General features: G+C 62.6%; 16 protein-coding genes. 4 read left to right on the plus strand and 12 right to left on the minus strand.

What is annotated here, in order from left to right; all coding sequences use genetic code 11:
* Positions 1 to 6 precede the first annotated feature (6 nt).
* The 10 genes from XalbCFBP2523_RS01105 to XalbCFBP2523_RS01150 form a co-directional block, all read right to left on the minus strand.
* Positions 7 to 1,209 carry a flagellar assembly peptidoglycan hydrolase FlgJ gene (locus XalbCFBP2523_RS01105; RefSeq protein WP_045765693.1) on the minus strand — a complete coding sequence of 401 codons (1,203 nt, stop codon included), beginning with the start codon at positions 1,207 to 1,209 and terminating at the stop codon, positions 7 to 9.
* A 1-nt stretch (position 1,210) separates the two neighbouring features.
* On the minus strand, positions 1,211 to 2,329 hold the full coding sequence (locus XalbCFBP2523_RS01110) for a flagellar basal body P-ring protein FlgI (RefSeq protein WP_012915932.1): 1,119 nt from the start codon (positions 2,327 to 2,329) through the stop codon (positions 1,211 to 1,213).
* A gap of 8 nt (positions 2,330 to 2,337) precedes the next feature.
* Complete coding sequence (flgH, locus tag XalbCFBP2523_RS01115; protein ID WP_012915933.1) at positions 2,338 to 3,036, minus strand: flagellar basal body L-ring protein FlgH; 699 nt, start codon at positions 3,034 to 3,036, stop codon at positions 2,338 to 2,340.
* 23 nt (positions 3,037 to 3,059) lie between these two features.
* The gene (flgG, locus tag XalbCFBP2523_RS01120; RefSeq protein ID WP_012915934.1) at positions 3,060 to 3,845 is read right to left on the minus strand and encodes a flagellar basal-body rod protein FlgG; all 786 of its coding nucleotides are present in this window, start codon (positions 3,843 to 3,845) and stop codon (positions 3,060 to 3,062) included.
* Between the two features lie 94 nt (positions 3,846 to 3,939).
* Positions 3,940 to 4,695, minus strand: a complete 756-nt coding sequence (locus tag XalbCFBP2523_RS01125; RefSeq protein WP_045765694.1) for a flagellar basal body rod protein FlgF — start codon at positions 4,693 to 4,695, stop codon at positions 3,940 to 3,942.
* 175 nt (positions 4,696 to 4,870) lie between these two features.
* Positions 4,871 to 6,094, minus strand: a complete 1,224-nt coding sequence (gene flgE, locus XalbCFBP2523_RS01130; protein WP_045765695.1) for a flagellar hook protein FlgE — start codon at positions 6,092 to 6,094, stop codon at positions 4,871 to 4,873.
* 25 nt (positions 6,095 to 6,119) lie between these two features.
* A complete protein-coding gene (locus XalbCFBP2523_RS01135) occupies positions 6,120 to 6,800 on the minus strand; it encodes a flagellar hook capping FlgD N-terminal domain-containing protein (RefSeq protein WP_012915937.1) in 681 nt (226 codons plus the stop codon).
* A 41-nt stretch (positions 6,801 to 6,841) separates the two neighbouring features.
* On the minus strand, positions 6,842 to 7,249 hold the full coding sequence (flgC, locus tag XalbCFBP2523_RS01140) for a flagellar basal body rod protein FlgC (protein WP_012915938.1): 408 nt from the start codon (positions 7,247 to 7,249) through the stop codon (positions 6,842 to 6,844).
* A gap of 3 nt (positions 7,250 to 7,252) precedes the next feature.
* The gene (gene flgB, locus XalbCFBP2523_RS01145; RefSeq protein ID WP_012915939.1) at positions 7,253 to 7,651 is read right to left on the minus strand and encodes a flagellar basal body rod protein FlgB; all 399 of its coding nucleotides are present in this window, start codon (positions 7,649 to 7,651) and stop codon (positions 7,253 to 7,255) included.
* Between the two features lie 145 nt (positions 7,652 to 7,796).
* Entirely contained in the window at positions 7,797 to 8,741 is a 945-nt protein-coding gene (locus tag XalbCFBP2523_RS01150; RefSeq protein ID WP_045757250.1) for a chemotaxis protein, read from the minus strand.
* A 121-nt stretch (positions 8,742 to 8,862) separates the two neighbouring features.
* Here XalbCFBP2523_RS01150 and flgA point away from each other — a divergent pair, with 121 nt between their 5' ends.
* The 4 genes from flgA to XalbCFBP2523_RS01170 all read left to right on the plus strand — a co-directional run bounded on the left by flgA (position 8,863) and on the right by XalbCFBP2523_RS01170 (position 11,549).
* Positions 8,863 to 9,507: a flagellar basal body P-ring formation chaperone FlgA gene (gene flgA, locus XalbCFBP2523_RS01155; protein WP_045756820.1), complete on the plus strand. Its 645-nt coding sequence runs from the start codon at positions 8,863 to 8,865 to the stop codon at positions 9,505 to 9,507.
* 66 nt (positions 9,508 to 9,573) lie between these two features.
* The gene (flgM, locus tag XalbCFBP2523_RS01160) at positions 9,574 to 9,891 is read left to right on the plus strand and encodes a flagellar biosynthesis anti-sigma factor FlgM (protein WP_045765696.1); all 318 of its coding nucleotides are present in this window, start codon (positions 9,574 to 9,576) and stop codon (positions 9,889 to 9,891) included.
* The gene (locus XalbCFBP2523_RS01165) at positions 9,888 to 10,232 is read left to right on the plus strand and encodes a flagellar protein FlgN (RefSeq protein WP_012915943.1); all 345 of its coding nucleotides are present in this window, start codon (positions 9,888 to 9,890) and stop codon (positions 10,230 to 10,232) included. The genes flgM and XalbCFBP2523_RS01165 overlap by 4 nt, the downstream gene beginning before the upstream one ends.
* Positions 10,233 to 10,361: 129 nt before the next feature.
* The gene (locus XalbCFBP2523_RS01170; RefSeq protein WP_301272240.1) at positions 10,362 to 11,549 is read left to right on the plus strand and encodes an ATP-binding protein; all 1,188 of its coding nucleotides are present in this window, start codon (positions 10,362 to 10,364) and stop codon (positions 11,547 to 11,549) included.
* Positions 11,550 to 11,650: 101 nt separating this feature from the next.
* On the opposite strand, the gene XalbCFBP2523_RS01175 is transcribed toward XalbCFBP2523_RS01170, so the two are convergent.
* Together XalbCFBP2523_RS01175 and XalbCFBP2523_RS01180 are read right to left on the minus strand one after the other, a co-directional pair.
* Positions 11,651 to 13,375: an EAL domain-containing protein gene (locus tag XalbCFBP2523_RS01175; RefSeq protein WP_012915945.1), complete on the minus strand. Its 1,725-nt coding sequence runs from the start codon at positions 13,373 to 13,375 to the stop codon at positions 11,651 to 11,653.
* A gap of 4 nt (positions 13,376 to 13,379) precedes the next feature.
* The gene (locus XalbCFBP2523_RS01180) at positions 13,380 to 15,479 is read right to left on the minus strand and encodes a PAS domain-containing sensor histidine kinase (protein WP_045765697.1); all 2,100 of its coding nucleotides are present in this window, start codon (positions 15,477 to 15,479) and stop codon (positions 13,380 to 13,382) included.
* Between the last annotated feature and the right edge of the window lie 24 nt (positions 15,480 to 15,503).

Here is a 15,503-nt window from a genome sequence, read left to right on the forward strand (position 1 = left end):
GCTACCTCAGCGTCGCATGATGCTGGAGGGATCGACGCTGCTGGCGATCATGCCAATGCCGCTGGCAGCCGCGTTGCCGATTGCCGCCACAGCACGGCCGACGATCGGTCCCGCCGCGATGGCGGCGATCTTGGACGCGTAGGACGGATCGGTGGCATAACCCGCTCGCTGCAGGCCCTGCGCGAAGCCGCGTATGTCGGTGCCGGCCTTCAACGCCTGTTGGTAGCGCGGGTTGGTTTTCAGCAGGCGCACGTAGTCGTCAAAGCTGTCCGCTGGCGAAGCGTAGGCACGGAAGTCCGCAGTCTGCGATTGCTTGACCCCGTCCACATATTCGTGGGTGTTGGCGGTGATGCGGTCTCCGTTCCAGCCGGTGGCTTTGATCCCGAACATGTTGTTCGAACTGGGGCTGTTGTTGTGGGCCATGCCATGGCGACCCCAACCGGTTTCCAGTGCAGCCTGCGCGACCAGTGCCCGCGCATCCACTCCCAGCTCGTGCGCGGCTTTTTGCGCATGGTTCCAGATCCTGGCGACGAAACCTTCCGGTGTGCGTTCGCCTAGGCTTGCAGCCGCTGCGTTGGCCGCGGCGGCGGCGCTTGGATCGATCGCTGTGGCGCTATCGGCAGGTTTCTGGACGTTCGACCAGCGATCATCTGTGCTGTCCCAGGACAGGCCGGCACTGCCGTCGACCGGGTTGCCGCCGAACGACTGACGCTGGGCGTTGCTGTCGCGACCGGCGATCATGTCCAGCACCTGTTCGACCGGATGCTGTGGCGTCCCGGCCACGCTCATGCCGCTCAACGGACCGCTTTCGGTCCCGTCTGCCGCGGCGGTGGCGCCGTCTTGCAGGGGAATGGCGCGGCTGCCCCGGTCTGATACCAGCGAATAAGCCTTGGCTGCTTTGGCCGCGCCGATCGCGGTATTGGTGGCTGGCGCTGCGCTAGGTTGGCCGCCACCGAGTTGCTTGGCGATCAGTGCCGACAGGCCCAGACCCTTACCGTCGGTCAAGCCTTTAGCCAACTGTTTGTCGTACATGTCGCGAAAGGTCTGGTTCTCGCCCGGGAACAGGGAGTCGCCGAAACTGGCGTCGCGCATGCTCTTGACCAGCATGTTCGCGAACTGTCCTTCGAGCTGGCGCGACACCTTGTCGATCTTGGCGGGATCGTTCTGGGTGCTGGCGTGCAGGTCGAGGGGCGAGGACGAGATGCGCATGTCAGATCACCTCTAGCTCCGCGCTCAGGGCACCGGCCTGCTTGAGCGCTTCCAAAATCGCAATCAGATCGCCGGGCGCGGCACCGACTTCGTTGACTGCACGCACGATTTGATCCAGCGAGGTGCCGCCTTCGAACTTGAACATGCGGCTACCTTCGTTGGTTGCGGTGATGGTCGATTTCGGCGTCGCCACGGTCTGGCCATTGCTCAGCGCGTTCGGTTGGCTGACATCGGTGCCTTCGCTGATGGTGACGGTCAGCGAGCCGTGCGAGATCGCCGCCGGGCTGACCCGCACCTGCGCGCCGATTACCACGGTGCCTGTACGAGCGTTGACCACGACCTTGGCCGGCGCCGCGCCGGGCGATAATTCCACGTTTTCGATCCGCGCCAGCAGGCCGATGCGTGCGCTCTGGTCGCTTGGCGAGCGTACCGCCACGGTGGAGCCGTCCACGGCATGTGCACTGCCGGGGCCGAAGGTATTTTCCAGCGCCGCGACCATCCGCGAGACGGTGGTGAAATCGGCCTGGTGCAAGTTAAGGGTGATCTCGCTGCTGCTGCCGAACACGTCCGGCAATGCGCGCTCCACGGTTGCACCATTCGGGATAAGGCCGACGCTGGGCACGTTGACCGAGATGCGCGAACCGTCCTTGCCCTGTGCGCCGAAGCCGCCGACTACCAAGTTACCCTGAGCAATCGCATAGACCTGACCATCGGCGCCCTTCAGCGGTGTCATCAGCAAAGAGCCGCCACGCAGCGAGATGGCATTGCCGATCGAGGATACGGTGACGTCGATCGGCTGGCCCGGCTTGGCAAATGGCGGCAGTTGCGCACTGATCGCCACCGCAGCGACGTTTTTCAACTGAGGGTTGACGTTCGCCGGCACGTTGACGCCCAACTCGCCGAGCATGTTCTTCAGGCTCTGCACGGTGAATGGCGCTTGGCTGGTGCGGTCGCCGCTGCCGTCCAGGCCGACCACCAGGCCATAGCCGACCAGCGCATTGCCGCGCACGCCGCCGACCTGGGCAAGATCTTTGATGCGTTCGGCCGCGGCCGGGGCGACCAGGCTTGTGCACAGCGCAAACGCGGCGAGCAGGCGGCAGGGCAGGGACAGGAGGGTCATGGTAGGTCTCAGTAAGGCGAAATGCGTGAATTGAAAAAACGGCTCAGCCAGCCCATGGCATTGGACTGCGCCACCGCGCCGCGACCGCCGTAGGCGATGCGCGCGTCGGCGACCTTGCTGGAGGGAATGGTGTTGTCCGGGGCGATGTCGGCGGCGCGGACGATGCCTTGCACCTGCACCAGTTCGTCGCCCTGGTTCAGACGCAGATTTTTGTCGCCCTGAATCACCAAATTGCCGTTAGGCAAGCGCTGCATCACGGTCACGGTCAGGCTTCCCTGCATGGTGTTGCTTTGCGCGGTGTTGCCCTTGCCGGCGAAGCTGCGATCGCCGCTGGTGGAGTTATTGAGCACGTCGGTGCCGTTGATCGTGAACGGGGTGCCGAGCAGGGTCGGCGTGGCCATTTTCACGCTGTCCTTTTTGCTGATACTGGTGCCAGCGGTGCTGCTGGCATTGGTACTTTCCACCAACGTGATGGTCAGCAAGTCGCCGACATCGCGGGCACGACGGTCCGAATACAGCGACAGGCCAGGGCCGGCGGCGTAGATCGCGCCGGCGCTGGGCTGTGCCTGCGGTGCGACCACTGGGACGATCGGTGCCATCGGCGAATACGGGCGCATGTCGCCGGCAGCGACGCCCAAATTGGCGCAGCCGCCGAGCAGGACCGACAACAGCGCGGCGGAGAAGCAGAGAGAGGACAGGTGTGACATGGCGGATTCCGGAAACGGCGGGATCAGGCGTTGTTGTTCAAGTAGCCGAGCATCGCGTCCGTGGTGGAGATCGCCTTGGCGTTCATTTCGTAGGCCCGCTGGGTTTCGATCATGCTCACCAGCTCTTCCACCACATTAACGTTGCTGCCTTCCAAGGCGCCCTGCACGGTGGTGCCGAGGCCATTGAGGCCGGGCGTACCGCTTTGTGCCGGACCTGAGGCGGCGGTCTCCACGTACAGGTTCTGGCCGGTGGCTTGCAGTCCCGAGGGATTGATGAAGTCGGTCAGGGTCAGCGAGCCGACTTGCAGCGCGGCGGCGGAGCCTGGGACCTGCACGCTGACCGTGCCGTCGTTGCCAATGGTCAGCGACTGCGCACCTTCCGGAATCTGGATGCCTGGCTGTATGGCGTAACCGCTGTTGGTCACCAGTTGGCCCTGCGCGTTGACCTGCAAGCTGCCATCGCGGGTATAGGCGGAGGTGCCGTCGGGCATCTGCACTTCAAGGAAGCCGCGACCGTTGACCATCACATCCAATGCCCGCCCCGTCTGCTGTTGGCTGCCTTGCTCGAAATCCTTGGAGGTGGCGACTACACGCACGCCAGTTCCTAACTGCAGGCCGGAGGGCAACTGCGTCTGCGACGAACTGGCACCGCCGGGTTGACGCCGCTGTTGGTACAGCAGGTCTTCGAAGCTGGCGCGATCGCGTTTGAAGCCGGTGGTGCTGGTGTTGGCCAGGTTGTTGGAGACGACCGACATACGTGTCTGCTGCGCATCCATGCCGGTCTTGGCGACCCACAAAGCCTGATTCATGACCCGAGTTCCTCTGAAGAATGGTCCCCGAGCTGTGCCGGGGTGCATGAAGACTGATGCATGCGCCGTGCCAAACACCGCGCCGGCGGTGGCCTCAGCCGCTCAGGCGCAGCAGGGTGTTGGCCGACTGCGCGTTTTCGTCGCCGTTTTTGATCACTTTCACTTGCATTTCGAACTGGCGTTGCAACTGGATCATCTGCACCAGCGCACCAGCGGCATCCACATTGCTGCCTTCCAGTGCGCCTGTGTGCAGTGCGGTGCCGGTGGCAAGTGGAAAGGCTTTGGTCGGATCTTCGCTGATATTGCGCATCAGTCCGTCGGGGCGGCGGGTGAGCTGATCCGCCGGTGCAGTCACCACTTTCAGCGTGCCGATCGCGCTCATCGCCTGTGGTCCTTCGCCCAATGGCACGATCGAGACGGTGCCATCGTTGCCGATCTCCAGTGACTGATGCGGTGGGATCGACATCGGGTTGCCCTCGGTATCGAGTACCGCACGGCCACTGGCGGTGACCAGTTGTCCGTTCGCGGTCAGTGCCAATTCACCGCCACGGGTATACGCCTCCTTGCCGTCGCTCGCCTGTACCGCCAGCCAATTATTGGCAACTAGCGAGACATCCAGCGGATTGCCGGTGACCTGCTGGGCGCCGACATCGCGGTCGAAGCCCTGGTCGATATGCAGCGCGTCGATGCGTGACGGGTAGCCGCTACCCTGAATGCGGAATGCCTCGGTATTGGCGAGCTGCGCCTTGAAACCGGCGGTCTCGACGTTGGCCAGGTTGTGCGACACCGTGCCCTGCGCCTGCAGCGAAGCGCGGGCGCCGGTCATGGCGACGTAGAGTGCTTTGTCCATGGGAAATCCTCGAAAGCCTGGATTCGGGTCTCTGGGCTGGGGACCCGGAAAGGCGCGAAGTGGAAGTACTTAAACGATCAGGAGAAGGACGCAGCGCGACGTATCGATCCGCGTCCCCTACAGCGTTTGATTTAGCGAATTTCAGGCCCCGAGTTCCCAATCTCGGCTTCAGCCGTCAACGGATATTGATGACGGTCTGGGTGACCTGATCCTGGGTGGAGATCATCTGCGAGTTGGCCTGGAAGTTGCGCTGGGCCACGATCATGTTGACCAGCTGCTCGGTCAGGTCGACGGTGGAGGACTCAAGCGCACCGGATTGCACGCTGCCGAAGTCCGACGAGCCTGCTACTCCGGTACGAGGAGCACCCGATCCCGAGCTTTCCGCCCAGGCGTTATCGCCCAACGACGTCAAGCCTTGCGGATTGACGAAGTTGCTCATCGCGACCTGTCCCAATGCCTTGTCGGCATTGTTGGAGTAGCGCGCGAAGACGACGCCAGTGGAATCGATGCTGATCGAGTTGAGCTTGCCGCTGGCGTAGCCGTCCTGGGAGGCACCGCGCAAGGCGAAGGTTTCGCCGTACTGCGTTGAACCAGTGACGTTCAATGTGAGGTTGAGGGGGCCTGCGCCGGTGCTAGGGGTGAAGCTGCCCAGCGTGATTTTGCCGTCGGCGGGGCTGGTGAGCATGCCACTGCCGGAAAATTGCAGTGTGCTTGCACCGCCTGCGGCGACACCATCTATGTAGTTATAGACCTGCCACTGGTTGGGGGTGGCGGTCTTGACGAAATACGAGGTCTGGATGTGGCTCACGCCCAGTGAGTCGTAGACGGTGGTGCCGCCGGTGGAGCTGTTGTAACTGTTGGCGTTGTTCGGGTCGAACGTGGTGACCGTCGGCGGTTGGGCGTTGCCGGGCAGGGTGAACATCAGGTTGACCGTGCTGGTCGGATTTGGTGGGCTGTCGGTGGTTTGCAACTGCAGGTCGCTCAGGGTGCCGACTGCGAAGCCATTGCCGTTGGCTGTGGGCGGAAACACCTGCAATCTGGCGCCCTGCGGGTTGACCACGTAGCCATTGGCATCGGTCTGGAAATTGCCGGCGCGCGAATAGACCCGGGCGCCGTTGTTGGATAGGGTAAAGAAACCCGAACCGGAAATGGCCAGGTCCAGGTTGCGTCCGGTCGGATCTATGTTGCCCTGCGAGAATTGCTGGGCCACGTTGCTGACCCGCACGCCGGAGCCGACGGCATTGCGCGCCAGGCCGTAGCCGCTGACCGTGAACTGGTCGGCAAACTCGGCACGCGAACTCTTGAAGCCGGTGGTATTGACGTTGGCGATGTTGTTGGCGGTGACGTTGAGGTCGGTATTGGCGGCTTTGATGCCTGACAATGAAGTGTTGAAACCCATGGTGGACTCCTGTGGATTGGCTGGCTCAGCTGACGCGGATGACGTTCGACAGCGGCGTAGTGCCCAGCCCGGTCAGATCGAGATAGATGCCGTCCGAACCGATGATGGCGCTTTCGACCGGCGCTTGAACGTAGGTGGACAGTGTGGTGGTGGCGCCTGTGGTGTCGTTCTGCGTGGCGGTGACGCTGTAGGTGCCTGCGGGCATCCGTGTGCCGTTGGCGTCGGTGCCATCCCAGTTGAAGGGGATCTGACCGGCCTTGTCGGCCGCCACGCTGATCTGCTTGATCGCCTTGCCGTTGGCGTCACTGACGGTAAGGTTGACTACGCCGGCACTGGTGGCCGCGACCATCCCGCCGGCAGCGCCATCGCTCCCTAGCGGCAGGCTCGCCGACGGGACCAGCACCTTGTGCCCGATCAGATTGGCGCCGCGCAGAACTTGATCGGTACTCATCGATGCCGATAGCGCCGTGACGGTCTTGTTGAGGTCGCCAATCCCCTGCACGGTGGACAGTTGCGCCATCTGCGACACCATCTGGCTGTTGTCCATCGGCTTGAGCGGGTCTTGATGTTGCAGTTGCTCGGTCATCAGCTTCAGAAAGTCGGCTTGTTTGAGTGCCGGGCTACTGCTGGCGGTGGTGCTGGTGTTGCTCGCGGCGCTCAGCCCCAGGCTCGAATACGTATCGGTGGAGGAAGCAACGTTGGTCATATGGAATTCCCGGGAGAATGAGGCGACGGAATGAGGACGGTTCAGCGGCCGATGGTCAAGGTGGATAGCGCCAGTTCTTTGGCGGTGTTGAGGACTTCCACGCCGGCCTGGTAATTGCGCGAGGCGGAGATCAGGTTGACCATCTGCGAGACCGGATCGATGTCCGGCGAATAGATGTAGCCGTCTGCATCGGCGAGCGGATGGCCGGGTTCGTAACGCTTGATCGGCGGATCCTTGCTTTGGCTGATTTCCTTGACGTTGACACCGGTCAGCGCGCTGTCGTGCGGGTCGCGCACCGCCTGGAAGATCGGTTCTATCGGTTTGTAGGCCGCTTCGGCCGAGCCGGCCACCGAATCGGCGTTGGCCAAGTTGCTGGCGATAGTGCTCATTCGCACCGACTGTGCTTGCAGCGCGGAGCCGGCGACGTCGAAGATCGGCAGATTGCTCATGGCTTATTGGCCCGTGATCGCGGTGAGCATAGTGCGCACCTTGGAATCGATGAAACTTAGCGAGGCGCGATATTCCAGCGCGGCACGGCCGTAGGCGGCGCGTTCGGCGTCCGGGTCCACGGTGTTGCCGTCCAAATTGGGCTGGCTGGACTCGCGGGTGATCTGGAACGGGTTCAGGCCATCGCCCCCGACCGCGATGTGGCGGCTGTCGGTGACCTCGAGTTGGGTCCCTTCGCGTTGACCCTGTGCGGCGCGCATCGCCGCGTCGAAATCCAGGTCCTGTGCCTTGTAGCCGGGGGTATCGACGTTGCTGATGTTGCTGGCAATCAGCTTCATCCGTTGCTCGCGCAGCGGCAGGGCGTCGCCGTGGACGCCAAAATAGGATGAAATCGGATTGGACATGGCACGCGGTCCCGCGGTTCGTTGCTGAAACCACAGGCAAGTCGTGTGCCAAACTGAGCATCCGCCTTTAGCGGAGCAGACCTATCGGGTCAATTGTTCGCGGCCGGATGTACCGTCGGCGCCGGCATGCCGTCAGCGCCTAGGATTAAGCGGCCCGAGCCTCGGCGACGACCCGCAGTCGCGCCAGTACGTAGTCGGCCAATTCGTTGGCGCTGTACTTGGCGACGAAGGAATTGGCCCCAACGCGCTCGACCATCGCGTTGTTGAACACCCCAGAGAGCGAGGTGTGCAACAGCACGTATAGCCCAGACAGACCTGGGTGACGGCGGATTTCCGTCGTCAGCGTGTAGCCGTCCATCGCTGGCATCTCGATGTCGGAGATCACCATGGCGTAGCGATCCGCTGGATTCTCGCCGCTGGCGTGGATCTGCAAGAGGTGGTCCAGTGCCTGGCGACCGTCCGACAGCAGGGTCGCACCCACGTCGAGCTGGTCGAGTACGCTACGGATCTGCTGTCGGGCCACGCGCGAGTCGTCTACCACCAAGACCTGCAATTGCCGGCCGGTGAGTGCCAACGACGGGTCGATCTGCGCTTCCGTACGCGTCTGGGCAATGTCGGCCAAGACGCTTTCCACGTCGATCACCTGAATCAGTTCGCCCTGGAAGCGTGTCACTGCGGTCAGATAGCTGGACTCTGCTCCCAGCTCCGGTGGCGGATGGATATCCTCCACCGCGATGTTGACGATGCGCTCCACGCCGCTGACAAGAAAGCCCTGTACCGAGCGATTGAACTCGGTGACGACAATGTAGCGTGGCCCTGCGTCCGTGTTGGGTTCGCGCTCCGGGTGGCCGATGGCGAGACCTAGGTCGAGCACGGGCACCGAGCGGCCGCGTACATCGGCGACACCGGAAAATTGCAGTGGCAGCCCCGGTACCTGGAATAGCTCCGGCCGGCGCAAGACTTCCTGCACTTTGAAGACGTTCACGCCAAAAAGCTGACGACCGCCCAGCCTGAACAACAGCAAGGCAAGCCGATTGTGGCCCGCCAAGCGGGTGCGCTGGTCGATTCGGTTGAGCAGATCGTGCGACATGGCGTTCATATCGGCGCCAGCGCAGTGGAACTTGAGGCTGTGTCGGGTATTGATCGCACCGAATCGCGGCACACTGTTTGCACTGAGGAGGCGACACTTAATCACGAGAAGAGATACGGCGATGCGTCCGATCCTGTTGCTGATGCTGCTTGCGGCCACGCCCGCCTGGGCCGATGAATTCCAGCCGGTGGAAACGATCCGCGCGGCAGCACTGTCGACCCTAGGTCCAGGGGCTGAAGCTGAGGCGACGCTGGACCCGGCGGTTCGGGTGCCGCTGTGTCCGGTGCCGCTGCAAGCCCTGCCGACCGGTACCACGACGGTAGAAGTGAGTTGTCCGCGCGATGCTGGCTGGCGGCTGTTTGTGCCGGTCAAGGTTCGGCGCATGCAGCAGGTATTGGTGTTGGCGCGCGGTCTGACCGCTGGAGAGACCATCGGTGCTGCCGATATCGTCCCTGAGAAGCGCGATGCTGCGCGGATCGTCGGGGCCGTGATGACCGACCCGGCAGTGGCGGTGGGCAAGCTGGTCCGGCGGACCTTGCCTGCCGGCACCTTGCTATCGCTCGGCGATTTGGTCTCGCCGCGGTTGGTCCGACGCGGCGATAATGTGGCACTGGTGGCACGCAAGGGGGGGCTGGAAGTACGTATGGCCGGCCGAGCTATGAGCGATGCGGGGGAAAACGAGCGGGTGACCGTCGAAAACTTGTCGTCTCGCCGCATTGTTCAGGGAACTGTGTCACAAAATGGAGACGTTTTGGTGACGCGATGACAAATCCCCTAAAGTTCTGGATCGTAACGCCGTTATCACATTCGAACCCGTAGCAGGATCAGCGTGATGAGCCAGAAAATTGAAGGTACTTTATCGACCTCGGCCACACACCGCACGTCGTCTGTCAGAACCAAGAGCGCCTCTGGCGCATCCGAGGAAGGGCAGAGCCGTGAGGTTGGTGCAACAGCCGCCACCGATAGCCTACGCCTGACCGGCGAAGCCTCCGGACTACAGAACATACAACGCGAACTGGCGGCCGCCCCGGCGGTTGACAAGCAGCGCGTCGAAGCAGTCCGCACCGCGTTGCAGAACGGTAGCTACACGATCAACCCGGAGGCCATTGCCAGCCGGATGATCGATATGGATAGGCAACTCCGCGCATGAACACATCTGTGACCACTCCCTTGCAGGAACTTAGCGACGCGCTCGTCGGTGAACGGCAAGCGTTGTTGGATCACAATGTGGAAGGTCTGATGCAGGCGACCAGCGCCAAATTGGCCGCATTGCGCGCACTGGAAGCGGACGTGCCGGCTGGCGCCGAGGTGGAATTGCGTCTACGCGAGCTGGCCGACGCCAATCGTGCCAATGGCGCGCTACTGGCGCGACGTCGGCGTGAAGTCAATTGGGCACTGCGTCACTTGGGCCGCAGCGAGAGTGCTTCGGCCTATGACGCCAAAGGCCAATCGAGCACGCCGCTCGCGCAGCGTCATCTGGCTATCGCCTGATATCCCCGCGCCCCTTCGTCGGGGGCGCGCGCACGTAGCGGCGGCAACGGCGTATATTGAACGTCCGTCGACCACCCGCCGCCCATTGTCGTGAATTTCGTCGATATCGATTCCGCTGCCCCGGTTGTCCTGCCGCCTAGGGAGCAACTGTTTGCGCTAAGCGAACTGTTGTACGAAGGCGTGGTGCTGTTCCGCGCCGATGGTCAATTGGTGTTCGCCAACAGGGCCGCTCGCGGTTATCTATCCGGCGTGGATGCCGGCACGCTGAGCGCGCATCTGGGGCAATGGCTGCCTGGCGATGCGCTGTCGCAGGCGCGTAACAGTGGCCGTTGGAGTGGAAGCTTACCGACCGAGCAGCGCGTGGTGCTGGCGCATCTGTATTTTCAGGTCGGCTTCGGTGTCGATGATGGCCATTACCTGATGCTGATCCAGGGCATCGAAGGGCAGCAGGATTACGAGCAGGAATTGCAGCGCCGCCACGACGAATTACGTCAAGCGTATTTGCGTCTGAACGGCGCGCAGGAAAAGCTGCTGCAGTCGGAGAAAATGGCCTCTATTGGCCAACTTGCCGCTGGCGTCGCCCACGAGATCAACAATCCCATCGGTTATGTCCATTCCAATCTGGGCAGCCTGCAAGAGTATCTACGCAGCCTGTTCACCCTGATCGAAGCATACGAGCGCGCGTTGCGCGCGCCGGAACCGAAGGCGTTGATTCCGGAGATCGACGACATCCGCAACCGCTTCGACATCGACTTCATCAGCCGCGATCTGCCGCAACTGATGGCCGAGTCGCGCGAGGGTATCGAGCGGGTGACAAGCATCGTTCGCGATCTCAAGGATTTTTCGTATTCCGGTCGCGAGGACTCATGGAAGCTGGTGGATCTGCATTCGGGTCTTGAATCCACGATCAACATCATCTGGAACGAGCTCAAGTACAAGGTTATCCTGGAGCGCCACTACGGCAATTTGCCGCTGGTTGAGTGCCTGCCATCGGAGCTCAATCAGGTGTACATGAACCTGTTGCTCAACGCTGGCCAGGCGATCGGGGAGCGTGGCACCATCGTCGTCAGTACCGGTCAGGATGGCGATCAGGTCTGGATCGAGTTCAAGGACTCCGGCGCTGGTATTCCGGCCGATCTATTGCAACGCATCTTCGATCCTTTCTTCACCACCAAGCCGGTCGGCAGTGGTACCGGGCTGGGCCTGTCGATCTCCTACGGCATCGTCAACAAGCATCATGGCCGTATTGACGTGTCCAGCAGTGTCGGTGAAGGTTCGACCTTCAGAATCGTGATTCCGGTGCGTCAGCCCAAGTGATGTCGCTGGGCTCGTCACCTGCGACGTCGATAGCAAGGGCGACATGTACACATGGCGACCGATACTTTCCCTGGGTTTTGCACACCAGTGCCGTCGCTACCTCATAGTTGTCCATCCCTGCGTTGATCGTCGTGTGTGCGGAACGCCTGGCGGATGTGCTCGCGCAGTTCGTCGTCGTTCCAGGGTTTGGTCAGGAAGCGGTAGATCGCTCCTCGGTTGATCGCATCGGTCACGGTAGCGAGGTCGGTGTAGCCGGACAACACCAGGCGGATGGTATCGGGGTAGAGCATCTTGACCCGGCCGAGGAACTCGGTGCCGCTCATGTCGGACATGCGCTGGTCGGACAAGATCACCTGCACGTCGTTGGTGGCAAGCAGATCGAAGGCATCGCGGACGTTACCGGCGGCAAGGATCCGGTAGCCGTCGCGGCGGAACAGCCGGACCAGCGAGCGCAGTACGTTTTCCTCGTCGTCCAGCAACAGCAGTGTGCGGTCTGGTCGAGTTTCGGCGAAGGACTCCGGGCGCAGGTAACGGCGCCGCAACGCCATGCCCGCCGCTTCGGCCGACATCGGTTCACCGAACAGGTAGCCTTGGAAGATGTCGCAGTCGTTGCGCCGCAGGAAACCCAGTTGCGCCTGCGATTCAACGCCGTTTGCGATCACCACCATGCCTAACTGGTGCCCCATGGCGATAATCGCGCGGGCGATCGCCGCCTCGCGGTTGCCGGCAGGTGCGCTCTTGATGAAGCTGCGGTCGATCTTGAGCTTGTCCACCGGATAGCGCACCAGCGCGCTGAGACTGGAATCGCCGGTGCCGAAGTTGTCCAGGCTCAGGCTGATGCCTTCGTGGCACAGGTTGGCCAGGGTCTCGTAGACGAAATTGACGTTGTTGGTCAGCGCGCTTTCGTTGATCTCCAATACCACCATTTGCGGCGGCACGCCGGCGGCTTGCAGCGCCGACATGACTTCGTTGAAGAAGGTCGGCCGCAGCAGTTGCAAAGTGGACACATTGACCGCGATGGTGAAGTCGTCGAAACCCTGGTCGCGCCACAGCCGCGCCTGGCGCAATGCGCCTTCCATCACCCAGGTGCCGATCTGCACGATCACCCCCAGGCGCTCGGCGGTGCGCATGAAGCGCTCGGGGACGAGGATTCCCAGTGTCGGTGACTGCCAGCGCAGCAGCGACTCCATGCCGACCACGCGACCGTCGCGCGCGCTGACCATCGGTTGGTAGCGCAGGCGCAGCTCGCCGTTGGGAATGGCGTCGATGATCTGCCGCGAGATGATGCTTTCGCTGTGCGCGCTGGGCTGGCCATCGGCGGCATAGAGGCGAACCAGGTTGCCGCCTTCGCGTGCGGCTTGATAGACCGCGTCCTCGGCATAGTCGAGCAGAGTGGACAGACGGGTCGAATGTTCCGGGCACAGGCTCACGCCGATTTTGCCGGTCATGAAGAGTGTGTAGGGCAGCACCGAAAGCGGCAGTTCGATCTGTTGGCGAATTTCCTCGGCGAATGTTTCCGCTGCCGGTACGTCAGCGGTACGCGGCACCGCCATGACCAGTTCGTCGCTGCCGTGGCGCCATAGCAAGCCACGGCCACGCAGGTGGGCCTGTAGCCGGTGCGTCAGCAGGGCCAAAGCCTGATCGCCGACCTCCGGATTCATGTTCTCGTTGATCGAGGCGAAGTGGTCGATGTCGATGTGAAGCAGCATCACCCCCGGTCCGCCTGCCAGCGCTTCGGCGATCATTCCGGTCAGCGCCGGGTGTCCGGCACCCAGGCGCGAGGGCAGTTCGTCGTCCGCAGTGTTGGCGGCAGCGGGATTCCACATCGAGTCAAGATCCAAGTGAGGGGGGCGTCGTCGCGGTGGTGTAGGGCAGATACAGTGTCACCCGGGTGCCGGTGCCGGGGGCGGTATCGATTTGCAGGGTACCGCCGGCGCTCTGCGCCCGCTCGCGCATCACGATCAGGCCTAAACCACGCGGTCCGGTCGGATCGAAGCCATCGCCATCATCGACCACCTCTAGGTGCAGCTGACAGTGTTGCTCGTCGCTCAGCGTCATCCGCACCTCACCGGCGCTGGCATGACGCAGTACGTTGGTCAGGCTCTCCTGAGCGATGCGGAAGCAGGCTTGCTCGACCTCACTGCTAGGGCGCTCGGGCAGCATCGCGATCTCCAGATGCAGGCGCACCGCTGAAGCGCGAAACAGCATGCCTGCTTGCCAGCGCAATGCCGCTTCCAGGCCTAGCGCGTCCAGTTGCGGAGGGCGCAGCAGGGTAGACAGGTTGCGCAGTTTGGTGATGCTGCTGTCGGCCAATTGCACGATCTCGGCGAGATCCTCGCGGCGTCGTGCGGCATCGGTTTCGTCCAGTGCGGCATGCGCGGACAGCTTCATGGCGGTAATCGCCTGGCCGATGTCGTCGTGCAGGTCGCGCGAAATCGCGCGGCGCTCATCTTCCTGCAACGAAAAAAGACGCCGTGCCATCGCCTGCAGTTCGCGGTTGCTCTGCGCCAGCGCATCGCGGATGCGCTCGGGCTCACTGAGATCGCGCACAATCAGCAGTTTGCAATCGCGACCGCTGTAGCGGACGTTACCGAACGATAACCCAGCGTGGAACAATGAGTTATCGCGGCGGCGCATGCGCGCAGCGACGCCGGGCTCGCCCTTGGCCCCGACAGTGCCCATCTGCTCGCGTACCTGCGCCAGGCTGGCGCTGTCCACCAGGCTCTGCAATGGTTCCCCTAGTAGGTTCTCGCCATCGTAACCGAACTGCACGGCACAGGCGGCATTGGCGTACATCACATGTTCCTGGTGCAGGATGACCACACCGTCCGGCAGCACCCGCACCAGTTCGCGAAACTGCTCCTCGCGCTCGTGCAGCAGACGCCTGGAGCGTTCGTGTTCGGTTACGTCCTGCAGGGTGCCGCGTACGCAGGCGGCGCTGTGCTCGTCGTTGGCCGACTCGGCACGCAGATGCAACATGCGCGCCTGACCATCGGCTGCCAGCACTGGCAGTAGCATGTCCAGTTGCAGTGGCTTGGTGCCGCACAGATCTTCGATTACGCGCTGGAGGCGCGCCTGCGAGGCGACATCGGTGGGGATCAGTAACTCATCCAGACGATGCTGCCGTACATGCTCCGGTACACCCCGTCCCAGCATGCGGTAGACTTGGTCGGAGTAAGTGCCAAGGCCGCTGGCCCGGTCAAGTTGCCACGACCCAAGGCGCGCGATGGCTTGCGCCTCTTGCAGGTGTTGCAAGGCTTGATCGCGGCGCTGCTGCGCATCGTATTCGGCGCTACGGTCGCTGATGACCACTAGGCGTGCCTGGTGTCCCTGGTAGTCCAGGCTGCTGCTGCGGGCCTCGGCCATGCGCTGGCTGCCGTCGCGCATGCACAACGGTTCGGCGACCACGCTGGTCTTGGACGGCGACTGCCGGATTGTCTCGATCACCTCCGCCATGCGCGCGCTGACGCTGGGCGGCCATAACTTCGCTAGTTCCAGCCCGACAAACTCATCGTGGGACCAGCCGAAGAAGGTCAACGCGGCGGGGTTGGCGTCAATGACCCGCAGGCTTTCCAGGTTGTAGACAAGCATGGGGCTGGAATTGGTCTGGAACATCTGCCGGTAACCGGCTTCGGACAGTGCCAAGCGCGCATGTGACTGCATCGCGCCACGGACCAGCGGATGTAGCAAGCGGTATAGGGCAATCGCGGTCAGCGCCAGGAACAGAGCTTCGTTCAGCAACTGTAAGGCAACCAGAGTTGCGGAGTCTTTCACGAAATAGGCGAGTAGCAACTCGCTGGCGATCGACCAGAGCAGGCCCAGCGCAAGGTACAACAGGACGGTGCGCCAGATGCCGCGATCCAACCGTTTTGCCAGGCGTATGCCGGATGGTGCCTGGGCAGGTGGAGAGCTCTCGTGTGGTGATTGCATGCTCCGGCAGCCCGTTGCAGTGAT

This window comes from Xanthomonas albilineans, from assembly GCF_002939705.1.
GTDB lineage: Bacteria > Pseudomonadota > Gammaproteobacteria > Xanthomonadales > Xanthomonadaceae > Xanthomonas_A > Xanthomonas_A albilineans.